This is a genomic window from Micromonospora sp. M42, from assembly GCF_000568915.1.
Classification (GTDB): Bacteria; Actinomycetota; Actinomycetes; order Mycobacteriales; family Micromonosporaceae; genus Micromonospora; species Micromonospora chalcea.
The window spans coordinates 3219062-3243017 of the sequence record NZ_KK037233.1 but is presented as its reverse complement, the minus strand read 5'-3'; the positions used below and the strand labels follow the sequence as shown (position 1 = coordinate 3243017).

Annotated in this window: 25 protein-coding genes; 11 read left to right on the top strand and 14 right to left on the bottom strand. The window is 74.5% G+C overall.

The annotated features are described in order from the left end of the window. Nucleotides 1–20 precede the first annotated feature (20 nt). The 5 genes from MCBG_RS14640 to MCBG_RS14620 all read left to right on the top strand — a co-directional run bounded on the left by MCBG_RS14640 (nucleotide 21) and on the right by MCBG_RS14620 (nucleotide 4431). Entirely contained in the window at nucleotides 21–1313 is a 1293-nt protein-coding gene (locus MCBG_RS14640) for an AAA family ATPase (RefSeq protein WP_043326280.1), read from the top strand. A 76-nt stretch (nucleotides 1314–1389) separates the two neighbouring features. Beyond that, on the top strand, nucleotides 1390–1632 hold the full coding sequence (locus MCBG_RS14635) for a hypothetical protein (RefSeq protein WP_043326278.1): 243 nt from the start codon (nucleotides 1390–1392) through the stop codon (nucleotides 1630–1632). Nucleotides 1633–1679: 47 nt separating this feature from the next. Further along, a complete protein-coding gene (locus tag MCBG_RS14630; protein WP_043326275.1) occupies nucleotides 1680–1985 on the top strand; it encodes a DUF6403 family protein in 306 nt (101 codons plus the stop codon). After that, entirely contained in the window at nucleotides 1982–3346 is a 1365-nt protein-coding gene (locus MCBG_RS14625; RefSeq protein ID WP_223201223.1) for a hypothetical protein, read from the top strand. Before MCBG_RS14630 ends, MCBG_RS14625 begins: the two co-directional genes overlap by 4 nt. Further along, a complete protein-coding gene (locus MCBG_RS14620) occupies nucleotides 3343–4431 on the top strand; it encodes a hypothetical protein (protein ID WP_051611214.1) in 1089 nt (362 codons plus the stop codon). The genes MCBG_RS14625 and MCBG_RS14620 overlap by 4 nt, the downstream gene beginning before the upstream one ends. A gap of 27 nt (nucleotides 4432–4458) precedes the next feature. On the opposite strand, the gene MCBG_RS14615 is transcribed toward MCBG_RS14620, so the two are convergent. After that, nucleotides 4459–5025, bottom strand: coding sequence for a snapalysin family zinc-dependent metalloprotease (locus MCBG_RS14615; protein WP_043326273.1), 567 nt, complete (start codon nucleotides 5023–5025; stop codon nucleotides 4459–4461). Nucleotides 5026–5141: 116 nt separating this feature from the next. Between MCBG_RS14615 and MCBG_RS14610 the strand changes: the two genes are divergently transcribed. The 5 genes from MCBG_RS14610 (at nucleotide 5142) to MCBG_RS14590 (ending at nucleotide 10324) form a co-directional block, all read left to right on the top strand. After that, entirely contained in the window at nucleotides 5142–5528 is a 387-nt protein-coding gene (locus MCBG_RS14610) for a globin family protein (RefSeq protein ID WP_223201222.1), read from the top strand. A gap of 138 nt (nucleotides 5529–5666) precedes the next feature. Then, nucleotides 5667–6452 carry a hypothetical protein gene (locus MCBG_RS14605; protein ID WP_223201475.1) on the top strand — a complete coding sequence of 262 codons (786 nt, stop codon included), beginning with the start codon at nucleotides 5667–5669 and terminating at the stop codon, nucleotides 6450–6452. Next, on the top strand, nucleotides 6407–6667 hold the full coding sequence (locus MCBG_RS14600) for a hypothetical protein (protein ID WP_030501893.1): 261 nt from the start codon (nucleotides 6407–6409) through the stop codon (nucleotides 6665–6667). Before MCBG_RS14605 ends, MCBG_RS14600 begins: the two co-directional genes overlap by 46 nt. Beyond that, nucleotides 6664–7071 (top strand): hypothetical protein, encoded by a 408-nt coding sequence (locus MCBG_RS14595; RefSeq protein ID WP_030501892.1) that lies wholly within the window; start codon nucleotides 6664–6666, stop codon nucleotides 7069–7071. Before MCBG_RS14600 ends, MCBG_RS14595 begins: the two co-directional genes overlap by 4 nt. Nucleotides 7072–7114: 43 nt before the next feature. Next, a complete protein-coding gene (locus MCBG_RS14590) occupies nucleotides 7115–10324 on the top strand; it encodes an ATP-binding protein (RefSeq protein ID WP_043326271.1) in 3210 nt (1069 codons plus the stop codon). A 51-nt stretch (nucleotides 10325–10375) separates the two neighbouring features. On the opposite strand, the gene MCBG_RS14585 is transcribed toward MCBG_RS14590, so the two are convergent. Further along, the gene (locus MCBG_RS14585; protein ID WP_043326269.1) at nucleotides 10376–11230 is read right to left on the bottom strand and encodes an ABC transporter permease; all 855 of its coding nucleotides are present in this window, start codon (nucleotides 11228–11230) and stop codon (nucleotides 10376–10378) included. Then, nucleotides 11227–12240, bottom strand: coding sequence for a daunorubicin resistance protein DrrA family ABC transporter ATP-binding protein (locus tag MCBG_RS14580; protein WP_043326267.1), 1014 nt, complete (start codon nucleotides 12238–12240; stop codon nucleotides 11227–11229). Before MCBG_RS14580 ends, MCBG_RS14585 begins: the two co-directional genes overlap by 4 nt. A gap of 352 nt (nucleotides 12241–12592) precedes the next feature. On the opposite strand from MCBG_RS14580, the gene MCBG_RS14575 reads away from it, so the two are divergent. Then, on the top strand, nucleotides 12593–14134 hold the full coding sequence (locus MCBG_RS14575; RefSeq protein ID WP_140946581.1) for a carboxypeptidase-like regulatory domain-containing protein: 1542 nt from the start codon (nucleotides 12593–12595) through the stop codon (nucleotides 14132–14134). 63 nt (nucleotides 14135–14197) lie between these two features. Here MCBG_RS14575 and MCBG_RS14570 read toward each other — a convergent pair whose 3' ends face one another. From MCBG_RS14570 to MCBG_RS14525, 11 genes are all read right to left on the bottom strand, one after another. After that, on the bottom strand, nucleotides 14198–15181 hold the full coding sequence (locus MCBG_RS14570; protein ID WP_043326262.1) for an aldo/keto reductase: 984 nt from the start codon (nucleotides 15179–15181) through the stop codon (nucleotides 14198–14200). A 108-nt stretch (nucleotides 15182–15289) separates the two neighbouring features. Continuing rightward, nucleotides 15290–16144 (bottom strand): aldo/keto reductase, encoded by an 855-nt coding sequence (locus MCBG_RS14565; RefSeq protein WP_043330601.1) that lies wholly within the window; start codon nucleotides 16142–16144, stop codon nucleotides 15290–15292. 115 nt (nucleotides 16145–16259) lie between these two features. Continuing rightward, nucleotides 16260–17435 carry an endonuclease gene (locus MCBG_RS14560; RefSeq protein WP_043330600.1) on the bottom strand — a complete coding sequence of 392 codons (1176 nt, stop codon included), beginning with the start codon at nucleotides 17433–17435 and terminating at the stop codon, nucleotides 16260–16262. Nucleotides 17436–17477: 42 nt separating this feature from the next. After that, complete coding sequence (locus tag MCBG_RS14555; protein ID WP_043326260.1) at nucleotides 17478–18017, bottom strand: DUF1697 domain-containing protein; 540 nt, start codon at nucleotides 18015–18017, stop codon at nucleotides 17478–17480. A gap of 37 nt (nucleotides 18018–18054) precedes the next feature. Further along, nucleotides 18055–18798, bottom strand: coding sequence for an FkbM family methyltransferase (locus MCBG_RS14550; protein WP_043330599.1), 744 nt, complete (start codon nucleotides 18796–18798; stop codon nucleotides 18055–18057). A 13-nt stretch (nucleotides 18799–18811) separates the two neighbouring features. Further along, entirely contained in the window at nucleotides 18812–20071 is a 1260-nt protein-coding gene (locus MCBG_RS14545) for an alkaline phosphatase family protein (protein WP_157560786.1), read from the bottom strand. Then, entirely contained in the window at nucleotides 20017–20595 is a 579-nt protein-coding gene (locus MCBG_RS34075) for a hypothetical protein (protein WP_157560785.1), read from the bottom strand. The genes MCBG_RS14545 and MCBG_RS34075 overlap by 55 nt, the downstream gene beginning before the upstream one ends. Next, entirely contained in the window at nucleotides 20592–21398 is an 807-nt protein-coding gene (locus tag MCBG_RS14540) for a CDP-alcohol phosphatidyltransferase family protein (RefSeq protein ID WP_205795783.1), read from the bottom strand. Before MCBG_RS14540 ends, MCBG_RS34075 begins: the two co-directional genes overlap by 4 nt. Before the next feature lie 154 nt (nucleotides 21399–21552). Next, the gene (locus tag MCBG_RS14535; protein WP_043326258.1) at nucleotides 21553–22257 is read right to left on the bottom strand and encodes a YqeB family protein; all 705 of its coding nucleotides are present in this window, start codon (nucleotides 22255–22257) and stop codon (nucleotides 21553–21555) included. 2 nt (nucleotides 22258–22259) lie between these two features. Then, on the bottom strand, nucleotides 22260–23045 hold the full coding sequence (locus MCBG_RS14530) for a hypothetical protein (protein WP_043326256.1): 786 nt from the start codon (nucleotides 23043–23045) through the stop codon (nucleotides 22260–22262). Continuing rightward, the gene (locus MCBG_RS14525; protein WP_043326253.1) at nucleotides 23042–23941 is read right to left on the bottom strand and encodes an ABC transporter ATP-binding protein; all 900 of its coding nucleotides are present in this window, start codon (nucleotides 23939–23941) and stop codon (nucleotides 23042–23044) included. Before MCBG_RS14525 ends, MCBG_RS14530 begins: the two co-directional genes overlap by 4 nt. Between the last annotated feature and the right edge of the window lie 15 nt (nucleotides 23942–23956).

The following is a 23956-nucleotide window of genomic DNA, read 5'->3' as shown; positions in this document are numbered from 1 at the left end:
CGTTAAAAGGGGGCCCTTCCTTGCACGAAGCGGAGCAGGTGATCCAACGGGTGCTGCGGGACCTCCGGGAGGGGGCGCACCGCGGCGTCGTCGTAGACTCGCCTCCCGGTGCCGGTAAGTCGACCCTCGTCGTCCGTGCCGCCGTCGAGATCGCCGCCACCGGCGACCCGCTGATGATCGTGGCGCAGACCAACGAGCAGGTCGACGACCTCATCGACCGGCTCGGCCGTAAGGCCCCGGAGCTGCGCGTCGGGCGGCTCTCCGCGACCGACTACCGGCCCACCGGGCGGGTCACCGGGCATCCGGCGGTCCGGGTCGCGGCGAAGGTCGCCGACCTGGGCGGCCCGGCGGTGACCATCGGTACGGCGGCCAAGTGGGCCACCGTCACCGAGGGGAGCTGGCCGTGGGCGATCGTGGACGAGGCGTACCAGATGCGCGCGGACGCGCTGCTGCGCGTGGCGGGGCGGTTCGAGCGGGCGCTGTTCGTCGGCGATCCCGGGCAACTCGATCCGTTCTCCACAGTGGAGACGTTCCGCTGGACCGGGCTGACCTGGGATCCGATGCAGTCGGCGGTGGCCACGCTGCTGCGGCACAACCCGGAGCTGCCGGTGCACCGGCTGCCGGTGTCGTGGCGGCTGCCCGACTCGGCCGCGCCGGTGGTGTCCGCCGCGTTCTACCCGTTCACCGGGTTCCGGGCCGGCACCGGGCCAGCCGACCGGGTGCTGACGTTCACCGAGCCCGGTCCGGGGGACGCCTACGACGCCTCGGTGGAGGTGGCCGCCGCGACCGGCTGGGCGTTGCACGAGCTGCCGGCCCGGCACACCGTGCGTACCGATGCCGAAGCCGCCGCGGCCTGCGCGGAGCTGGCGTTGCGGGTGCTGGCGCGCGGCGCGGTCGCGGTGAGCGAAGCAGCGCCGGGCGGCGCGCCGGTCACCGCGGACCGGATCGCCGTCGGGGCCGCGCACCGCGACCAGGTCGCGGCCATCCGGTCCCGGCTGGGCACGGCCGGGGCGGGCATCACCGTGGACACCGCCAACCGGCTCCAGGGCCGGGAGTACGACGTGACGATAGTGCTGCACCCGCTCTCCGGCCGGCGGGACGCGACCGCGTTCCACCTGGAGTCGGGGCGGCTGTGCGTGCTGGCGTCGCGGCACCGGCACGCCTGCGTGGTGGTGGCCCGGGCGGGGATCGGTGAGCTGCTCGACGCGTACCCGTCGACCGAGCGGGTGCACCTGGACGTGCCGGTGAAGTTCCCGGACGGCTGGGAGGCCAACCAGACGGTGCTCACCCATCTGGACGCGCACCGGGCGTGACGACGGGCCGTCGTGGCATGTCCGGCGAACCGAACGGATCTTCCGGGCGGTGGAGGGCGGTGGGCACGATGGCCGGATGTACCCTCACGACCCGTATCAGCAGGATCCGTACCAGCAGCAGTATCCGCCGCCGCAGTACCCGCAGTACCCGCCGCAGGCGTACGCGCCGCAGCCGGAGCAGCCGACGAACAGGTGGGCGATCGTCCTGTGGGTGGCGTTGCCGGCGCTGCTGGTGATCCTCTGCTGTGCCGGCTGTGTCGCGTCCGGGTTCGCGGGCGGGTTCATCGAGGGGTTCAACGAGGGCTATTCGTCGTCGTAGGCGTACCTCGGCGCGCGCCGCTGGCGGCGGTGCGTTAGGAAGGGATCATGACCGCGAGTGTGCTGCCCTGGCTGGGTGGGGGCGTGGTGGCCCTGGCGGCCGGGTTCCTCGCCGCGTTGCTGCCCCGGCGCCGCGCCCGCGCGCAGGGCCGGCGCGTCGCCTGGTCCTCGGCGCGGGCGGCGATCCACGACGCCACCGTGAGCCGGGACGCGTCCCCGACGGCGGTGCCGGAGGCGGAGCGGCTGCTGGCCCGGGCCGAGATGCTCGCCGCCGCCCGGGGCGGCGCCGACGCGGCCCGGGCCGCGGCCGAGCACGCCCGCCGGGCCGACGAGCTGTGGCGGGCCGGCCGGTGACCGCGCCGAGGTTGCCGGTACGCCGGGATCTGGTGCGCTGGTCGCTGCTGGCCGCCGCGGCGGCAGTGCTCGTGGTGTTCCTGGGGGCGCAGCGGCAGAGCGTGGAGGTCAGCTACGGGCGGTCCCCGTCGGCGGGCGCGCTGCCGCAGGAGGGGTCGGCCGGGGAGCTGAGCGACGCGAGCGTGCCGTCGGTCGAGGAGATGACGGCGCTGGTCGCGGCCGAACCCGTGGTGCGGCTGCCCGGGGCGGTCGCGCGCTGGGACGAGCAGCGGGTACGGGCGGCCATCGGTGACCGGGGCACCCGGATCCTGGTCGCCCCGCCCGGTCTGGACGAGGCGGAACGCCGCCGGGTCAAGGACGTGGAGAACGCCGAGATCCGGATCGTCGGCACCGAGGTCAGCGGCGGGCTCTACGTGGCTTCGCCGGACGACCTGCCGGGCTGGCGGGCCCGGTTCGCCACCCGTGACGTGACCGGCCCGCTGCTCACGCTGCTGGCGACGCTGCACGACCAGCCGACGCCGCCGGACCGCGACGACCTGCGCTGGCGGGAACCGACCGGTCCGGAGCTGGCCCCGATGGTGGCCGCGTTGCGCGCCACCGGCCGGTACGTGGGCCCCGGCGCCACGCTGACCAAGCTGCCGGAGAAGGCGGCGAGCAGCGCGTTCCCGGACGGGGCCTGGTTCGTGGTGCTGCCCGCGCAGCCGTACGGGGAGCCGCTGCCCGCGTACGGGCCGGCGCTGCACCGGCTCGCCCCGGATCAGCCGCTCCTGGTGATGTACGGCGACTGGATCGAGTACCACGGTCCGAGTGCGGCGGAGTTCGCCGAGGTGGCCGGCGCGAGCTTCTATGCCCAGTTCGGCAGCCGGCTCGGCCGGTACGCCTACCCGCAGCAGAACGTGCTCGCCACGTACCTTGGCCAGGTGACCGACGTGCGGTACGCGGGGCTGTTCGACCGTCCGCTGCCGTACCGGCCGTTCGATCCGCTGCGGGTGGCGCTGCCGGCGTTGCCCTGGATCTTCGCCGCCTGCGTGGCCGGTTTCGTGGCGCTGTCGATCCGTACCGTGCGGGGCAGCGGTCGCCGTCCGACCGACGTCGGTCCGGGCGGTACGCCGGCCCGGCTGGCGGGGCTCTCCGCGCTGGCGGTGGAGCTGTCGCTGCTCACCGACGCCCGCACCGACCCGGCGCTGGTGCGGGGCGTGGGCCGGTTGCGGGCGGCCCGGGACGCGCTGGGCGAAGGGTTGCCCGACCGGCACGTACGCGAATTGCTGGCCGACGCGGCGGCCGAGCTGGACGACGTGGCCCGGGACGTGCGGATGCCCGGCTACCGGCCGGACGTCTACCTGCGGGCGAGGCTGTCGTGAGCGGCGTCGCGACCCGGCCCGCGCGGGTGCCCGCCCGGCGCGGCGCGGCGGCGACCGGTCCGCGCCGGCTGCTCGGCCGCCTGGTCGGCACCGCGTTCGGCCGGGCGACGCTCGCCTGCCTGGCGCTGGCCGGCTGGGCGCTGTGGTCCGGCGGCATCCTGGACGGGCCGGTCGCGCGGCAGGTGCGCGTCTCGTCGGTCTACTCCGCTCCCGGGGTGGACCTGGACCGGGCCGCCGCCGAGCGGGTCATCGGCAACCGGCGGCTGGTGGTGCTGATCATGGAGCCGGGCGCCGACCTGCGCGAGGCGTGCGCCGACACGAAGCGCGCCGCCCAGGGCACGCTGGTGCTGGCGATGAGCCGCGACGGCGAGGACTGGGACACCTACGGCTGCTCCCGGCTCGGTGGCGACGGCGCCAAGGACCTCGGCCGGGCCGTGGTCGCCGAGACCACCATCGGCCGGGGCGCCGACGCGTTCGTGGACCGGCCGGTCGAGGCGCTGAAGGTGATCGTGCTCAACTACGACCGGCTGGTCCGGGCCGGTCTGGTGCCGGACGGCGCTCGTACCATCAGCCCGTCGCTGCCCCGGTACCTGCTGGCCGGTGGCGCGGTGACCGGCGTGGTGGCCGGCGCGGCGGTGCTCTGGTTCGGCGGTCGCCGGGCCGGTCGCCTGGCCGACGCGCGCCGGGCCGGGCGGGACGCGCGCGCCGACGAACGGGCCGCGCTCGGCGCCGCCACCGCTGTGCTCGCCCAGCAGATCATCGACCTGGACGGGTACGCCGGTCCGGCCGCGCCGGCGCACCGGCGGCTGGCCGCCGACTACGTCGGCCTGCTCGACGAGGTGTCCGAGGTGGACGACGACGCCGGGGCGTTGCGCCGGCTCCGGGAGCGGGTCGAGGAGCTGAACCGCCGCGCGGCGGCTCTGGCCGACGACGCCGCGTCCGGGCGGGGCGCCGATCGCGCGGGTGGCCGCAAGCAGGACAAGCCGCCGGCCGGGAGCGCCGGCAGGTCGGCGGGCGGGCGGCCGGGCCGGACGGCGGCCGGCACGCCGGGGAAGGGCCGGACGCGCGGACGGGGCCGGCGGTGACCCGCCGACCCCGTCGTCACTGCGTCGTCAGCGCTGGGTGCCCACCGTCGCGGCGGCCGGCCAGCTGCCGGTGAAGACCTGGGCGGGCGTCGCGCTGCGGGCCGCGAAGCCGAACAGCGAGTCGACCCGGGAGGCCTCGGCGGAGCTGGGGTACGGGTTGGTGCAGCTCGTGCCGGCGCTGCCGCCGGACATCAGGATGGCGCAGTTGCCGTTGTAGTTGTCCGGCAGGCCGAGGATGTGGCCGATCTCGTGCGTCATGATGCGCAGTGCCGAGTACTGCTGGGCCTGGTTGTAGTCGATCACCACGCGGCCGTTGCCGAGGCTGGTGCGCTGGGCGTACGAGCCGCCGCCGTAGGTGTAGGTGATCCGCAGGTTGGACCCGCACTGGGCCATGTTGATGTTGTTCGTGTAGTTGTTCCAGATCGCCGCCGCCTGCACCGCCGTGTTGGCGAACGGGCCGGCCTGGCTGATGTTGTAGCAGACGTTGCGGACGGCGGCGGAGGCCGGAGCCGGGTTGACGGCTACCGCGCCGAGCGCTGCCAGCGTCGCGGCCGCGAGGGTGGCGAGGATCCGGGACAGCTTGGGCTTACGCATGGTTCACACTCCTTGGGATGGGGGGTGAGCGGAACGCCGCCAGCCTATAGATTGGTATCCATCGATATCAAGTGTCGCGGTGAACTGACCGGGCTCGATCATCCGTACCCCTTGTCGTGCGGACCACGGAGCTGGTGACCTGTCCCCGCGAGCCGCGCGACCGGCTCGGCCCGGTCGCCGTACGCGAGGCGGTGCACCGCTGGCTGCGGCTGATCGCGGCGGACGCGGAACTGGCCCCGTGCCTGATCGGGGTCGACCGCCGCCGGCTCGCGGCGCTGCTCACCGACCGGCTGGACGCGGCGCTCGGCGGTGTGTGGCGCAGCCCCGGCGGCACCGGGTCGGATGGCGGGCCGGTCCTCGGCGGCGCGCGGCGACCGCCGTTGAGCGAGGAGCAGCGCTGGCGCGTCCTGGACTACCTGGCCGCCGCGCTCTGGACGCTCGACCTGCCGCCGACCGCGCTCGTGGACGCCCAGCGGGCCGTCGCCGGACTGCTGCACGCCTGATCGCCCACCAGCACAGGAATGGTCGTTCACGCCGCCGGGAATCCCCGGTTTTCCTGTCAGCCTCCCGTCACGCGGGGTGTTTTTCTGATCGCTTCCGGTCGATAACGTCGGGCCACTGCCGTCGACGAAGGGCCGACGATGAACGACAACGGACACCCGCTCGACCGCCGGCGACTGCTCGCCGGCGCGGCGGCAGCCTCGGCGGTCACAGTGACCGGCCTGGCCGTCGCCTCCACCGGAGCCGCCGCCGCGGCGGCTCCCGCCCGTCCCGCGACACCGCTGATCGCCCGGGACCGCATCGCCACCGCCGCGCTGCGCGCGCCCGACGGCTCCGCGCCCGCGGTCGGCGTCCAGACCGACTTCCACGCCCGGCTCGCCGCCTGGCTCGCCTTCTGGTCGGCGAACTCGCCGCCGGCCTGGAGTACGCCGGTGCACGTGGTCGCCCGGGTCGAGCCGGCCGGCGACGCGCTGGTGCTGCACGCGATCCGGCACCGCCGCGACGACGAGCTGCACGCCGGGTTCGCCGCCGGCCGGCGCGACGCCACCCACCTGGCCACGCTGGCCAGCCTGCACCACCACTTCCGGACGTGCGGGTCCGGCCCGGACGGGCACGATCCGGGTCGCCGACGGAACCGGCCGGGGTTCACCGGGCGCGCCGGAGCAGGGCCGCCCTTCGCGGTCGCGGCCTGCCGCGAAACTGGGGGGGCCGACGCCGCGGCCCCCCCCCGGCCGGTGGGGCGGAAACACGCCGCCCGGGGTGCTCGCCCGGCGCCGGGAAACGCACCGAAGCCGCCTCGCACGCCGGGTTGGGCGGCCTTCCCCGAACCAGCCTGCGTCGCGGGCTGGGCCCGAATCGTACGAGTGACCGGAGGAAGCACATGGCCCGCAACGAGTTCCGCTTCGTGGTCGACGGTGTCGACCTGAGCGCCGAGCAGCAGACGCTGATCGCCGCGGAGATCCAGAAGGCCGGCCTGGCCGCCCTGCGTACCGCCGACGCGAAACTGACCAACCCGCTGACCGTCGGCCACGGCAACATCAAGCTGCGCCCCGAGTGGTACGGGCTCTGGGTCATCGACGGCCCGTTCGCCCAGGACCTCGGGCAGAAGATCAACGACATCGGGTTCTGGATCCAGCGGTGACCGACGCCGCCCGGCCGGCCGGCGCGCCGGAGCGGATGTGCCCGAGCACCCCGGCGTCGAACGCCACGGTGTTCCTGGGCATGATCACTCCGGCGGGCCGGGTGGCCTACGTGACCCCGGCCGTACCGGCCGAGGTGGCGCTCGCCGGGCTCGGCGACTCCGACGAGCCGGTCGAGGCACGGGTCCGGCTCGCCGGTCCGTGCGTCACCTCGTCCTGCGGATTCTGGACCGGCTCGCACTGCGGGCTGGGCGCGCGGATGGCCGCCTCGTACGCCGAGACCGCCCCGCCCGCCGAGGAGGCGCTGCCGAAGTGCGCCATCCGGCGTACCTGCCGGTGGTTCGCCGAGCAGGGGCCGTCGGCGTGCCCGGCGTGCGCGCACGTGGTGACCGACGCGCGGACCTGATCGCTGTCGTCTTGTCGGACCCCTCGACTAGCGTCGGGAGGTCATGGAGCCGCGGTTCGGCGAGCAGATCATCGGGCGGGAACACCCCGCGGCGCTGTTGCGCGCCGAGGTGGCCCGGCTGACCGCGGGCCACGGCGGCCTCGCCCTGGTCACCGGCGAGCCGGGCATCGGCAAGACCACCCTGGTCTCGGCCGCCGCCGACGAGGCCCGCCGAAGCGGCGCGCTCGTGCTCGGCGCCGCGTGCTGGGACTCCGACACCGCCCCCGACTACTGGCCCTGGGTTCAGGTGCTGCGCCGGCTGGCCCGCTTCGCCGACGACCCCTCCGGCGCCCGCGAAGCGGTCGACGCCGGGCTGGCCGCGCTGCTCGGCGAGCGCCCCGCCGGAGAGGGCGACGAAGCGGGGGACGACGGCGACGAGGCGGGGGACGGCGGCCGGGCCGAGTTCGACAGGCACGACGCGGTGACCGCGGCGCTCGTCGCCGTCGCGCAGCACCGGCCGGTCGTGGTGGTCCTCGACGACCTGCACTGGGCCGACCCGGCGTCGGTCCGGCTGCTCCAGTTCGTCACCCGGCACACCTGGTTCGAGCGGCTGCTGTTCGTCGGCACCTACCGGGACGCCGAGGTCGAGTCCGGCGAGCATCCGCTGCGCCCGTTGCTGGTGCCGCTGAGCGCGAAGGCCACCACGGTCACGCTCACCGGCCTCGGCCGGGACGACGTGGCCGCCCTGATGACCCGCACCGCCGGCCGCGAGCCGGGCGCCGATCTGGTCGCCGAGGTGCACCGGCGCACCGGCGGGAACCCGTTCTTCGTCGAGCAGACCGCCCGGCTCTGGCACACCGACGGCCTCACCGACACCATCGCGCCCGGCGTCCGGGAGGTGGTGCGCCGCCGGCTCGACCAGTTGACCGCCCCGGTCGTCGAGGCGCTCACCGTCGCCGCGGTGCTCGGCCACGAGTTCGACAGGGGGACGGTGGCGGCCTGCGTACCCGCTCCGGTCGCCCAGGTCGACCGCATGCTCGGCCGCGCCGCCGCGGCCCGGCTGGTGCTGCCCCGGGGCGGCGGGCGGTTCGTCTTCGTGCACGACCTGGTCCGCGAGACGCTCTACGACGGGCTCGCCGCGGACGCGCGGCGGGCCCGGCACGCGGGCGTCGTCCGCGCCGTGGACAGGTCCGGCGCGCTCGCCGGCGCGCTCAGCCCCGCCCACCTGGCCCGGCACGCGTGGCTGGCCGGCGCCGAGCTGGACCCGGTACGCGCCGGTGAGCTGCTGGTCACAGCCGCCCGGGACGCGGCCGGCCGGCTCGCCGTGGACGAGTCGGTCCGGCACTACCGGCGGGCGCTCGATCTTCCCGGTGAGCCCGTCCCGCGGGTCCGGCTGCTGCTGGAACTGGCCGGGCTGCTGCACCACATCGGCCCGGCCGACGAGGTCGAGCGGCTGCTGACCGAGGCCGCCGCGCTGGCCCGGCAGGCCGACGACCCGGGCGTGCTCACCCGGGTGGCGCTCACCGCGCACCGGCGGCACTCGGCCACCCGCCGCCGGCTCGACGCCGACGACCTGGTCCGCGAGGCGTACCGGCGGTTGATCGGCGAGCCGGATCCGCAGCGGTCCGTGCGTAGCCTGGTCACCGACCTGATCACCGCCACCGAGACGCTCGCGAGGCACGGCAGCGACGACGAGGCGCTCACGTTCAGCCTGTGGGCCCGCCACGACACCACCTGGGGCCTCGGGACCGCCGAGGAGCGAGCCCAGGTGACCGCCGAGATCCGGGAGGTGGCCCGCCGCGGCGGCGACCGGGAGACCGAGCTGTGGGCCACCGCGCTGCGCTGGGTCGCGCTGCTGGAACTGGGCGACCCGGGATACCGCCGGGAGCTGGCCTCGTTCGTGGCCGGCGCCCGGCAGGGCGAGGTCCCCCGGCAGCGGATGGCGGCCACCATGGACAGCGGCATCATCGCCGCGTTCCGGGGCGACCTCGCCACCGCCGAGGAGTGCTTCGCCGAGGTGGAGAGCCACCCCGAGCCGGAACACTCCGACCACGCCTTCATGACGCACCACATCCGCTGGTCGGTGCTGCTTCTCTACGGCCGCGTCGCCGAGGCCGAGGCCCTGCTCGACAAGGTGGGCGCCGGCCACCCGCAGGCCGAGCTGCTCCGGGCGATCACCGCCGCCGAACGCGGCGACCCGGCCGCCGTACGCGGGCTCACCGCCGGGATCGAGGCCGCCGGCGCCACGTACCCCCGGTCGGTGTCGCCGCTGTGGCTGCGGCTGCGGGCCCAGGCGGCGGCAGTGGACGGCGACCCGGGCCGGTGCGCCGAGGCGCGGGCGGCGCTGGCGCCGCACCGGGGACGGTGGATGGCCGCGCTGTTCGGCTGCGACATCGCCGGCCCGGTCGACCTGTGGCTGGCCGCGGTGGACGCGGCCGACGGCCGGTGGGACGACGCGGTCGCCGGTTACACGGCGGCCCGGGACGCCGCCGACCGGCTGGGCGCCCGCCCGTGGTCGGTGCTGGCCCGGGTCGGGCTGGCGGCCGCGCTGACCGGGCGCGACGGGCCGGGCGACGCGGCCGAGGCGCGGCGGCTGCGCGCCGCGACGGCGGCCGAGGCGCGGGCGCTGGGCATGAGACAGGTGCCCGGCCGGCTGGCCGCCGCCCGGGCGGACCCTCCGGCGGTGGCGGTCTCTCCGCTGACCGCTGTTCGCCCGGCGGTGTCCGCTCCGCCGGAGTTCCGCCCGGACGGGCCGGTGTGGCGCCTCGGGTACGGCGGTGTGGTGGTGCACCTACCCGACGCCAAAGGGCTGCACGACCTGCGGCTGCTGTTGAGCCGGCCCGGCACCGACGTGCCCGCCGTCGAGCTGCTCGACCCGGCCGCCGGCCCGGAACTTGTCGCGGCCCGCCGCCTCGGCGCCGACCCGGTGCTGGACGACGAGGCGAAGGCCCGCTACCGCCGGCATCTGCGGCGGCTCGACGACGAGATCGACCGGGCCGCCGTACGCCACGACGAGCGGCGGCTGTCCGCGCTGGACGCGGAGCGGGCCGCGCTGCTCGACCAGCTGCGGACCGCCGCCGGGCTGGCCGGGCGCAGCCGCCGCCTCGGTGACCAGGCCGAACGGGCACGCAAGGCGGTGACCGGGCGGATCCGGGACACGCTGCGCCGCATCGACCAGCGGCATCCGGCGCTCGCCGCCCATCTGCGTGAGTCCGTCACCACCGGCGGCGCCTGCCGCTACCTGCCGCCCGAACCGGTGTCCTGGCGGCTCTGACCTGCCGTACGCCGGCGTGGCGGGTTCGGGTCCCGCCACCCCGGCGGGCGGTCAGTGGCGGTTGTAGCGGTACATGGTCAGCGTGCCGAAGACGACCACGAAACCGGCGCTCCAGAGCAGCAACCACATCGTGTTCGGGCCGTCCATCGAGCCGGCCATCGCCGCGCGGACCGCGCCGACCAGGTGGGTGATCGGGTTGACCTTGACGAACGCCTGCAGCCAACCGGGCATGGTGGACGGTTCCACGAACACGTTGCTGAGGAACGTCAGCGGGAACAGCACCATCATGCTGACCCCCATCACCGACTTCTCGCTGCGCAGCACCAGGCCGAAGAACGTCCACACCCAGGAGAACGCGAACGAGAAGACCACGAGCAGCCCGATCCCGGCCAGCACCCCGAGCAGCCCGCCGTCGGGGCGGAAGCCGAGCACCAGCCCGACCGAGAGGATGACCACCGCGGCGAGCACGTAGCGCAGCACGTCCCCGAAGATCATCCCGACCAGCGCGGCCGGCCGCCAGACCGGCAGCGTACGGATCCGGTCGAAGACACCCTTCTCGATGTCGTTGTTCAGCCCGACCCCGGTGTACATGGTGATCATCACGACGCTCGTGACCATGATGCCGGGCAGGAAGAACTGCAGGTACGCACGCGGGCTGTCGGCGAGCGCGCCACCGAACAGGTACGTGAACATCAGCACCATGATGATCGGGAACGCGGTCACGTCGAACAGCTGCTCCGGCACGTGCTTGATCTTCAGCAGGGCCCGCCAGCCGAACGTCAGCGACGCGGCGAGCGGACTCGGCCGGGCCGGCCGTTCCGCCGGGGCGAGCACCGTGGCGAGCGCCTCGGCGGACGGTACGTAGACGGACGGCGCGCGCCCGGTGGTGATCGCGGTGTCGCTCATCGCGCCGCCTCCAGCTCGTCGTCCCGCTCGTCCGCCGGGACGGCCGGGTGGTCGGTCAGGGCCAGGAAGACCTCGTCCAGGCTGGGCTGGCCGAGGGAGAAGTCGTCCACCACGATGCCGGCGCCGGCCAGCTCACCGAGCGCGCGGGCGGCCTGCGCGCTCGCCTCCAGGTCGGTGCCGTCCTCGCCGACCCGGGCGGTCAGCGCCACCGGGTCCGTGTCGAGCTGCACCGGTACGCCCAGCGCCGCCCGCAGCACCTTCGCGGCCTGGGGCCGCTGCCCCGGATCGCGCAGCCGGATGTGGACGCTGCCGGATCCGACCGACGACTTCAACTCGCCCGGGGTGCCCTCCGCGATCACCCGGCCGTGGTCGACCACCGCGATCCGCCCGGCGAGCTGGTCCGCCTCGTCCAGGTACTGCGTGGTCAGCAGCACAGTGGTGCCGTACGCCACCACCGCCCGCACGATCGCCCACACCTGGTTGCGGCTGCGCGGGTCCAGCCCGGTGGTCGGCTCGTCCAGGAACAGCAGATCCGGGGTGTTGAGGATGCTCGCGGCGATGTCGATGCGCCGCCGCATCCCGCCGGAGTACTTCTTCACCTGCCGCCCGGCGGCCTCGGTCAGCCCGAAGGCGGCGAGCAGCTGGTCGGCGCGGTCCCGGGCGCCGGCCCGGCTCAGCCCGAGCAGCCGCGCCAGCAGGATCAGGTTCTCCGCACCGGTCAGGTCCTCGTCCAGCGAGGCGTACTGGCCGGTCAGGCTCACCCGGGAGCGGACCGCGTCGGCGTCGCGCACCACGTCGTGGCCGAAGACCCGGGCGGTGCCGCCGTCGGGGCGCAGCAGCGTCGCCAGCACCCGTACGGCTGTGGTCTTGCCGGCGCCGTTGGGGCCCAGCACCCCGTACACGGTGCCGGCGGGGACCCGCAGGTCCAGCCCGTCGAGCGCCCGCGTCGTACCGAAGGACCGGACCAGGCCCTCGGCCTCGACGGCCAGGCCGGTGTTCCGGTTACTCATGGATTGCTACCTCTCTCGTCGGTGTCTCGACAGGCGTACGGCGTGCCGCCGGACCGATCGCCTGTTTCAACGAGGCCGGGGAGCTGTGGTGTTGTGCCGGCCTCACCTCTTCGGCGCCAGACGGTCCGCCAGATCCGATCTGGCGGTCGCGGTTCCCGGCCGACGGCGGCCCGGTACGGGAGAAAGACGGGGTTATGACCGTTCCCGCAGCAGTCCGCCGGATGACCGGTCGCGGACAGTGCGCGATCGATCGTCCGCCATATGCTGCGCCGGCATCCGACGCACGGGGGCGTGTCCTGGTTGTGGTGACGCGGACGCCTCTTGAGCGCATTGAAACCGAGAGGGGTCCACCGTGTCCATCGTCCGAAAAGTGCTCGGCGCACTCGCCGTGGCGGCCCTGGCCGTCACCGCCGCACCCACCGCCGCCGGTGCGGCGGCGGATCCGGCGGGCGTGCTCCACCTGACCGTCACCAGCCCCGACGGCAGCCCGGCCGGCGGCAACGTCGCCGTGACCGCAGCCGACAGCAGCTACGACAAGGACCTGCTGCCGCTGGACGAGTCCGGGCAGCTCAGCGTGGAGGTGCCGGCCGGCGACTACAAGATCGCCGTCACCCCGGTGTACAGCGACGGCCAGGACGACGAGGTGCTCCGGCAGTGGGTGCCGGGCCGCACCAGCTGGGCGCAGGCCGGAACGGTCCGGGTGTCCGCGGGGGACACGACGGAGGTCTCCGAGCGCCTGGTCACGCCCAGCGGGTCGACCCTGCGGGCGCGCGACGCGGTCACCGGCGCCGCGGTCGACGGGGTGTGCGTGTTCCTCGACCCCCGGCGCAATCCGTGCGGCGACACCCGGGTGACCGTCCCGCCGCTGATCCCCGGCCCGCAGGAGGTGTGGGTCTACACCCGGGACGACACCCACCTGCCCCGCTACGCCACGGTGAACGTCCTGCCCGACGGCAGCGGCACCGCCGTGGTCGTCCTGACCCCGGCCGCGAACGTGGTCTCCCGGGTGGTCGACGCGGCGACCGGCGCACCAGTCGCCGGGGCCTGCGTGACGCCGGCGCCCGCCGGTACCGGCGAGCTGCCCGCCAACCCGGGACGGTACTGCTCCGACGCCTCCGGGAACGTCCGCGTCGGCCTGGTCGCGGCCGGCTCCTGGAACCTGTTCGCCCGCCCCGCCGGCGGATCGGCGTACGGCGCGCAGTGGGTCGGCGCGACCGGCGGCACCGGTGACGCGAAGCAGGCCCGGGTGGTCACCCTCCGGGCCGGGCAGACGGTCACCGTGCCCCCGATCCGGCTCGACCGCGCCGGCGTCGTCACCGGCACCGTGACCAGCACGGCCACCGGCAGGCCGGCGACCTCCGGCACCGTGACGCTCGCGCCCGAGCCGGGCGACTTCCCGGATTGGGGAGTGGAACTGGACGCGCAGGGCCGCTACCGGATCGACTGGCTCGGCCCGTACGGGTGGCCGCTGCTGTTCACCACCGCCGACAACGCCACCCAGTGGTCCGGCGGGTTCGCCCTGCGGGGCAAGGCCGTACCGGTCACGGTCCGGGTCGGCGCCACCACCGTCTACGACCTCGCCGTGCGGCGAGGCGTCCTGGTTACCGGCCGGCTCGTCGACCCGGAGGGCCGCCCGGTGGTCGCCGAGCTGACGGTGCGCAACGCGCGTACCCGTGAGGTCATCGGCCGGACGGCCGACCGCGACGGCGAGTACGCGCTGCGCGTGCTCGGCCCCCAGCCGGTCACCGTGGCGTGGCTGTGGACGCCGCCGTTCGTCAGCTACGCCGGCTGGTTCGACGGCGCGGCCCGCCCGGCCGACGCCACCGAGGTGACCCTGCCGGGCACCGGCACCCTGCGGCTCGACGTCGCTGTCGACCGGTACCCGGCCGCCTGAGCGACACGATCCGGTCGATCGGCACGGGCCGGGTGGCGTGTGAGCCACCCGGCCCGGCGCCGGTCAGCGCGCCGAGTCCAGCCGGGTCCGCTGCTCGGCGGTCAGCTCCAGGTCGACAGCGCCCAGGCTCTCCTCCAGCTGCGCCACCGAGGAGAAGCCGACGAGCGGGATCGACGGGATGTCGCCGCCCATCAGCCAGGCCAGCACCACCTGGTTGACGGTGGCCCCGGTCTCGGCGGCCACCGCCCGCAACGCCTCCAGCCGGGCCGGGGTGGCGGGCACCGCGTACTCCTCGCCGAGCCGTTCCGGCCGGACGTACGCGCCCTTGAGCAGCGGCGAGTACGCCACCAGCGTGAGCTGCGGCTCGGCCCGCAGATAGCTGAGCAGGTCCGGGCCGACCCAGCCGACGTCCCCGTCCCGGTCCAGCTCGCTCGGCACGTCGAGACGCCGGGGCAGGTAGCTGCGGTGGTACTGCAGCACCTCGTACACGGGCAACCCGGCCGCGGCGGCGAGCGCCCGCGCCCGCTCCACCCGCCAGGCGCGGTGGTTGCTGGCGCCCAGCAGCCCGACGGTGCCCTCCGCGACCAGCTCGGCGAAGCCCTCCACGGTTTCCCGCAGCGCAACCGTGTGGTCCTCGATGTGGGCGTAGAGCAGGTCGATGCGGTCGAGCCCGAGCCGCTCCCGGCTGCGTTCGGCGGACTCGCGGATCACCTTCGCCGACAGCCCTTCGGGGTTGTCCACGTAGCTGGTGCCCGGGGCGAGCGGCCGGGCACCGAGCTTCGTGGCGATGACCACCTCGTCGCCGACCCCGCGGCTGCGCCGCCAGCGGCCGAGCAGTTCCTCGCTCTCGCCACCCTGGCCCCCGTTCTGCCAGAAGGCATAGTTGTCCGAGGTGTCGATGAACGTGCCGCCGGCCTCCACGTAGCGGTCGAGGATGGCGAACGAGGTGGCCTCGTCGGTGGCGGTGCCGAAGAGCATCGCGCCGAGGCTGAGCACGCTGACCTTGCGGCGCGTCGCAGGGGCGGTGCCGATGGTGCGGTAGCGCATGGATTTCCTCCCCGTCGGAGCTTTGCCGGTCACCCTGCCCCTTCGAGTGCGCGCGAAGTCAAACGTCGAAGGGCCCCGGTTCCCCGGGGCCCTTCGGTGTGCGGCGGTTCAGCTCGGGATGTAGTCGAACTCGTCCGGGTTCGGGCCCGTCCGGCCGTCCTCGCCCCGGTCCAGCGAGGTGAGCCGCTCCATCGCGGTGTCGTCGAGCGTGAAGTCGAAGATCGCGAAGTTCTCCTCGATCCGCTTCGGGGTGGTCGACTTCGGGAAGACGATGTCGCCGCGCTGCACGTGCCAGCGCAGCACCACCTGGGCCGGGGTCCGGCCGACCTGCTCGGCCACGTCGACGACCGTCGGGTCGTCGAGCACCGCGCCCTGCGCGATCGGCGACCACGCCTCGGTGAGGATGCCGTGCGCCTTGTCGTACGCGCGTACCTCCTCGTTGCCGAGGTAGGGGTGCGCCTCGATCTGGTTGACCGCCGGCACCACGTCCGCCTCGGCGGCCAGCCGCTCCAGGTGCGCGACCTGGAAGTTGGACACGCCGATCGACCGGACCGTGCCCGCGTCACGCAGCTCCTCCAGCACCTTCCAGGTGGAGACGAAGTCGCCGTCGTAGCGGGTGGGCAGCGGCCAGTGGATCAGGAACAGGTCGAGGTAGTCGAACTTGAGTTCCCGCAGCGTCTGCTCGAACGCCTTGCGGGCGTCGTCCGGGCGGTGGAAGCCGTTGTTCAGCTTGCTGGTCACGAAGACCTCGCCGCGGTCCAGCCCGGAGGCGCGCAGCGCCTGACCCACCTCGGCCTCGTTGCCGTACATCTGGGCGGTGTCGATGTGCCGGTAGCCGATCTCCAGCGCGGTGCCGACCGCCCGGGCGGTGTCCTTCGGTTCGATCTGGAACACGCCGAAGCCGAGCTGTGGGATGGAGTTTCCGTCGTTGAGCGCGATGTCCGGAACGCTGTTGGGGGCCATGAAGAGTCTCATCTCCGATCGTGCGGTGCCGGGGCGCGTCCGTGCCGCCCGCCCCGGCCGTGCCAACCGGATGTCTCTACCCGCTCGCCACGCTTCCTCACATCGGGGACGAGCGTCAACCCCAGATCGACCGGGCCCACTCCGGGTGGTCGACGAACGGGTTGCGGTTGCCCTGCCAGCGTTCGTAGATCCGCTGGTTGCGTCGCTGCTCGAAGGCGTCCGGCGGGTCCTGGTCGTTCCAGGCCAGCAGCTTCGACAGCCGCCCGAGCCGGGGCGCGGAGCCGTTCGACACCGAGTCGTTCGGTTCCAGGTCCGGCCAGCCGTCGCCGCCCTCGTACCGGATCGCCATGTACAGGATCATCCGGGCCACGTCGCCCTTCACCGCGTCGCGCGGCTCGAACGAGTCGGCGTCGGTGTAGCAGCCGGGCGCCTCGGCGACCGCGCCGCCGCGGGCGTCGAAGTCCTTGTTGCCGCGCAGCGAGTTGACCGACACGTCCTCCGGCCGCAGGTGGTGCACGTCGGTGCCGGGGCCGGTGGCGGTGCCGAAGTCGCCGTGCGACTTGGCCCAGACGTGCTCCCGGTTCCAGTCGTTCGCACCGCCGCCGTTGCTGGTCTTGCTCTGCGAGCGTCCGCTGTAGAGCAGGATCACGTTCGCCGGGTTGGCCGGGTCCTGGTCGGTGTCCTTGAGCGCGTCCCACACCTGGTCGTAGCTGAGCTTTGTCTGCACCCGGATGATGCCGTGCAGCGCGGTGCGCAGCGCCGGCCCGGTCTTGCCGGCCGCGGCCGCGTAGTAGGCGTCGGGCGTGCCGGTCGGCGCCGGGGTCGGGGTCGGGGAAGGGCTCGGCGTGGCGCCGCCGCCGAGGCTCATCGCGCTCGGGTTCTTCAGCCCGCCGTGACTGAAGTACGCGGTCAGCGTGCCGGTCGCGGTCACCTGCCGCCCGCGCAGCGACGGGTTGCCGAGCAGCCCGAAGGTGCTCCGCCAGGCGGCCGTGACCTGCACGTACAGCATCCGGGCGGTGCCGGTCTCGCCGGCCTGGTCGGCGATGGCGATCGCGGTGTCGGCGGTGAAGCCGGAGGTGAGCACCGTGTTGGTGGCGGTGGGCTGGCCGATGACGTAGCCGGTCACGGTGGCGGTCCGGCCGTCCTGCGCGGCGAGGGCCTGCGCCACGGTCAGCGTGGTCGCGGCCGAGGCGGCGCCGGTCATGCCGAGCGGGATCGCGACCGCGACGGCGAGCACGACTGCCGCGATCAGCCGCCCGGATCGCGAGCGGGTGACGCGCTTCATATTCATGAGCAGCAATGCTAGGTGCCGCGGGCCGGTTTGAGGAGAGGCTCAGGCGGCGGTGAGGTCGCGCAGGGCCAGCACCGACCGCCAGTTGCGGGCGGTCGCCACCACACCCAGCTTCTTCTCCAGGTACGCGGCGGTGAACTTCGTCCGTCCGTAGCCGCCGGCCGGGAAGTGCAGGTGCGCCTCCCGGCCGATCACCTCGTACTCCATCGTCTCGCCCGGCGGCACGGCCAGCTCGCGCACCCGCGCGGCGGCGGGCGCGGCCGACAGGAACACCACGAGCACCCGCGTGTGGTCGTCCTGCCGGCCCGCGTACGGGCTCGCGGCGGCCACCGCGGCCAGCTCGTCCCCGTCGCGGACCAGCACCGGCACCCGCAGGCCCAGTTCGTCGCCGAGCCGGTTCGCGATGCCCTCGGCCAGCGTCTCCGGCCGGGCCGGCGGGCTGGTGAAGACCACGTTGCCGCTCTGCAGGTAGGTCTTGACGTCGGTGTGACCGAGGTCGGTGACCACGCGGCGCAGGTCGGCCATGGCCAGCTTGTTGACCCCGACGTTGACGGCCCGCAGCAGAGCGGCGTACCTGGCCATCGGCCCTCCTCGGCTCGTGCCCGGGGCCGACCCTACGTCAGGAGTCCGACAGCCGGGCGTAGACGTCGCCGGAGCGGCCGCCGGGACGGTACGTCTCCAGCAGCCGCACCAGCCCGGCCGCGTCCAGCCAGTTCTCGCTCGCGAACCGCATGGTCTCCACCGGCGAGTAGTTGTAGCGGTACGCGCCCAGCTGTTCCACGAGGTCCAGCGACGCGAGCGCGGCGTCGTGCGCCGGTGGCAGGTACTCGAAGGACAGCCCGCGCACCGGGTGGCTGAGCCCGGACAGCACGTCGACCTCGAAGCCCTCGACGTCGACCTTGCAGAACGCCGGTACGCCGTGCCGCGCCACCAGGTCGTCGAGCGTCACCACAGGCACCTCGACCGACCGGTCCCAGCGGACCCCGGCGAAGCTCGGATCGGCGGTGACCGACTCGATCCAGGACGACGACATGGTGGACACCGTCGGCGTCGCCGACGACAGCTCCAGCCGCGCGCTCCCGGACCGCGCACCGACCGCCGTCGGCTCGATCACCACGTCGGCGTCCCGCCCGAAGCCCAGGCGCAGCACCCGCAGGCAGTCGGGCTGCGGCTCCACCGCGACCACTCGCGCGCCCAGCCGCCGCCAGGTGCGCACCCGGCCGCCGACGTGGGCGCCGATGTCGAAGGCGAGGTCGCCGGGGGAGAGGAACTGCCCGTAGAGCTGCCGGGCACGCCGGTGCTTGGCCGGCTGACCGTGGTAGACGGCCAGGGAACGGGTGATCCCCCAGGCCCGCGCGAGCATCGTCACGACATCCCTAACTGTGAGTGGTGGACTGCGGTCCGAACGCCCGCAGGAAGCGGTCCCGGAACGACTCCATCGGCCAGACCGGGGCCTGCGGGTCCGGGTTGAGCCCGTCCTGCCAGCCCCATCCGGCGATGCGGTCGAGCACTGCCGGGTCCTTCGCGACGACGGTGATCGGCACGTCCTTGCCGGCGTCGTCGCCGGTGATCGTGCGGGCGGGCTGGTGGTCGCCGAGGAACACCAGCACCAGGTTCTCGTCACCGTACCGCTGCACGTAGGAGATGAGCGTGCGCAGCGAGTACACGACGGCCTGCCGGTACGCCTCCCGGGTGCCCTCCGCCGAGCGGTCGGCGCGCGCCGTTCCCTTGTAGACCGAGCCGTCGCCGATGTCGTCCCAGCCGACGAGGGGCGGGACCGGCGTCCACGGCAGGTGGCTGGAGAGCAGCGGGATCTCGGCCATCACGGGCGTGCGCCCGGGGCCGCGCTCGCGGCGTTGGAACTCCGCCAGCGTGTACTGGTCCGGTGGCGAGGAAAAGCTGAACAGCGGCCCCTTGTAGCCGAGTTCCTTTGCCCCGTACAGCGTGTCGGGTTCGAAGAATGCCGCCTCCGGCCACGCCCGGTTCAGCGCCGGCATGACGAGCGCGGTCCGCCAGCCGGCGCGCTTGAACGCGCCGTTGAGGGTCAGGTGGTCGCTGCGTACCAGGTTGGTGTAGCGCAACTGGTTGTCGGTGCGGATGCCGCTCATCAGCGTGGCGTGCGCGAGCCAGCTTCCACCGCCGGTGGTGGACGAGGTGAGGAACGCGCTGCGGCTGCCGTAACCGGCCGCGCGCAACTGCCGGGTCCCCCCGTCGAGGACGGCGTCCACCTCCGGGGCCAGTTCCGGGTCCTCCAGCGCGACCCGGCCGTAGCTCTCCACGAACGTGAACAGCACGTCCTTGCCGCGCAGCGCGGTGAGCATCCGCTCACCCGGCACCTCCCGGAACGGGTCGCCGGCGAGCTGCGTGTTCAGCGTCTCCTTGTCGTTCAGGCCCGCCCGCACCTGCCGGGCACGGTCGAAGACGTCGGCGGCGACGGTGTCCGCGGCGACCGGGAGGCCGGGCACGATCTGCGCGCCGAGCACGGCGCAGACCACCCAGGCGGCGGCGAGCGCGGTGACGGCGCGCGTGGTCACCCGGCGGTGGGCCGCCGCGGCGCGGGCCAGCCGCCGCGCCGAGAGCGTCACCAGCACCGGTACGGCGAGCGCCGCGACCACGGCCAGGGCGATCGCGCCCACCTCGGCGGCCCCGCCGTACGACTCTTTACAGTTTTCTCCGCGCCCGCGCCGAGGAACGTCCAGTCGGCGATCAGGTCGGCGATCAGGTCGAAGCGCCGGTCGAGCACCATCGAGAACCCGAGATCGGTGACCCTGAGCACCAGGATCAGGCCGAGCAGCGCGCCGAGCAGCGTGGCCACCACGCGGCGCGGGCGGGCCGGCAGGACCAGCAGCAGGGCGACGGCGAGCAGCCCTTCCACCGGGATGCGGAGCAACGCCCCGAGGGACAGCAGTTTGACCTCGCTCGGCGCGACCAGGGCCACCAGCACGAGCGCTCCGGCCAGCGCGGTGACCGCCGCGCCGAGCAGCCGCCGGGCGCTCCACGCGCCGACCGCGTCGTTGCCCGGGTCGCTCGTCTCCCTGTCGTTCGGGGTGCGGTCGCCGCTCTCGGCCGAGGCGCCGGCGCTGTCCGGCGTGCTGTCTTCCGTGGACGTGGCGCCGGCCGGGACGTCGTCGCCGTCGGCCGGCCGGGACAGGTCGGTCACCGGCGCCGCCCGCCGACCTCGACGGGCTGGCGCACGATCCGCGTGCCCGGCGTCCACTCGGACCCGTGGCCCGCCGGCGCGGGGGAGACCGGCGCCGCCGGGAGCGCCGGCCGTACGCGGTGCCGCCACAGCCAGCCGACGTCGCGTCCGAACGACTCGACCAGCAGCGCGAGCGCGCCGAGCACCACCGCGAGGGCCAGCGGCCGGGGCAGCACACCGGCCGCCACCACCGTCAACGCGATGCCCTGCGTGGCGGCGACCACCTTGCGCCAGTAGCGCGGCGGCAGCGAGCCGCGCATCCACGGCAGCACCCAGCCGGCGGCGACGAAGACGTACCGCATCGCGCCGATCACCAGCACCCAGGCGCCCACCTGGTCGGCGACGTACCCGCAGAGGACCAGGACGAGGAAGGAGTCGACCTCCATGTCGAACCGGGCGCCGAGCGCACTGGTCGTGCCGGTGCGCCGGGCCACCTGCCCGTCGACCCAGTCCAGGGAGAGCGCCACGGCGGCCAGCGCGACCAGCACCGGCACCGCGATCGGCCCGCGGAACGCCTCGACTGTCAACGCAGCCACCCCGCCGGCGAGCGTGGCCCGGGTGAGCGTCACCCAGTCGGCCGGGCCGAGCCGGTCCGCGCCCGAGCGGCGCAGCCCGTATCCGAGCGCCGCGACCATGACCACCCCGAAGAGCAGACCGGCCAGCCAGCCGTACGCGCTCAGGCCGACCGTGCCGGCCAGGGCCGCCAGTACGCCGACCTGGAGTATCGCCCCCGCGAATGGATCAGTTCGAACTGCGGACACCATGCCTCCGAGGTAGACGTCACGTACCACACCTGTGTACGGAGAACATGCCCGAACAGTTCGTTCTGATGCCGGAAACGCGCCAGCGATGTGACTTGTCACGTCCACCGGCGTCGCGGCGGGCGCCGCGCGGGATCAGGCGCCGGAGCGGAGGCCGTCAGCGCGGCGGCGGTCCGGGGACCAGCCGCCAGTACTGCCGTTTGCCCTCGTCGCGGACCACGACGCCGAGCCGGGCCAGCTCCCCGTGCAGCTCCCGGGTCTCGGCGTCGTGGCCGCTGTCGAGCGCCCGCTGCCGGGCGCGCAGCAGGGCGTCCGCGCCCGGCGGCAGGTCGGGCAGCCCTTCGACCCACCTGCGGTACGCGTCCCGGTGCGGGTCCTGCCCGGTCCACGGCCAGCCCTGCCGGGTGAACGCCTCCCGCAGCCGCTCGGTGTCCAGGTCGGACTTCTCCCGGGCCAGCTCGCCACCGGCGGTGTCCAGCAGCACCAGCGCCTCACCGTCGACGAACACTCCTGCGACGTCGGCGCGGGCCACGTCCCGGCCGTGCCCGTCGCGGTGCAGCCGTACCGTGCGGTGCCCGACCGTGACGGTCAGCCGGTCGCGTACCGCCACCACCGCCAGGGCCAGGCCGCCGAGCAGACCCAGCCCGGCCCCGATCGGGTACGCCCGCTCGTCCGGCCACCGGTCGAGCAGCTCGAACAGGCCCTGGAACGGGAACCAGGGCAGCCCGGCGATCCAGCCGGACAGCGTGGTCAGCCCGGCGCCCAGTCCCGCCCCGAGCAGCGGGAACCCCGCCCAGAACAGCACCAGCTCGCCGCGCCCGCCGTCGACCACGACGTCCTCGCCGGTGTGCCGGGCCACCATGGTCACGACACCTCCCGGCGCAGCGTGCGGACCAGACCGGCGACCAGCGGCAGGAGCACCCAGACGGCGAGCGAGACGCCGAGCCGGCCCCACTGCCCGCCGGTCATCTCGGCGCCGAGCAGCGGCTCCATCGTGTACGAGGTGTCGAGCCAGCGGGCCGGCTCCCGCAGCGCGGAGATCATCGCGGCGAGCAGGCTCCACACCGTGGGCAGCAGCAGATAGGTGACGATCGCCAGCGGCGTGTTCAGCAGCAGCAGCCCGAACGCGGCGCCCATCAGCACGTTCACCACCTGGAACACGGCCGCGTGCGGCAGCAGTTGCCAGTCGAACGTCCAGGCGCCCGCCCCGCCGGTGGCGCCGGCGGCGAGCGTGCCGACCGCGGCGACCGCGAGGCTGACCAGCACCGACGCGAGCGCGGCCAGCACCACGGCGGCGAGCTTGGCGACGATCACCCGTTCCCGGCGGGGCACCAGCGCGAACGTGGTGAGCGCGGTGCGCTGCGACCACTCGCCGGTGATGGAGAGGATGCCGAGCACCGGCAGCAGCAGGCCGACCGGCAGCAGCGACGGGGTGAAGAAGGCGGTGAACGTCTGGTCCGGCGCCTCGACGACGAAGAGCTGCACCACCACGATCACGGCCGCGATCAGCCCGATCGTGATCAGCAGCCACCGTCCGGCCCGGGTGTCGGCGAGCTTGCGCAGCTCCACGCCGGTCAGCCGGGCCAGCGTCGGTCCGGCGACGGCGGCTTCGGGACGCGGCGGCGCGGGGTTACGGGTGGCGGTGGTCATCGGACGGCCTCCTTGGTCGACGCGCCGGCGGTGAGGGTGAGGAAGAGCTGTTCGAGGCCGCCGCTGCCGGCCGGGCGCAGCTCGGTGAGGACCAGTCCGGCGTCCGCCGCGGCCTGGCCGACCTGACCCGGCTCGGCCCGGACCACGTAGCCGCCGTCGGTGCCGGCCGTGGCGGGCAGCGCGGCCCGCTCCAGCGTCAGGCGCAGGGCGTGCGCGTCGCGGGCGCGCACCAGCGTGCCGGCGCCTGCCAGCAGCTCGTCCTTGCCGCCCTGGGCGACCACCCGGCCCCCGCCGATCACCACCAGCCGGTCGGCCACCGCCTCCACCTCGCGCAGCAGGTGCGAGGAGAGCAGCACCGTGCCGCCCCGGTCGGCGAAGTCGCGCAGCAGGCCGCGCATCCAGAAGATCCCCTCCGGGTCGAGGCCGTTGGCCGGCTCGTCCAGGATCAGCACCCGGGGGTCACCCAGCAGCGCCAGCGCCAGGCCGAGCCGCTGCCGCATGCCCAGGGAGTACGCCCCGACGCGGCGCCGGGCGGCGGTCTCGTTCAGCCCGACCCGGTCGAGTGCCGCCGCCACCCGCCCCCGGTCCACGCCCATGGTCCGGGCGGCGAGCGTGAGCGTCTCCCGGCCGGTCCGCCCGGCGTGCTGTGCCGAGGCGTCGAGCAGCACGCCGATCTCCCGCCCCGGATTGGGCAGGTCGCGGTAGGGGCGGCCGGCGACCGTGGCGCCGCCCGCTGTGGGCGGCGTCATCCCGCAGATCATCCGCATCGTGGTGGACTTCCCGGCGCCGTTCGGCCCGAGGAAACCGGTCACTGTGCCCGGTTCGCACCGGAACGTGACGTCCGCGACGGCTGTGTGCGGGCCGTACCGCTTGGTGAGCTGGTCGACTTCGATCATGCCGTCGAGCCTGCC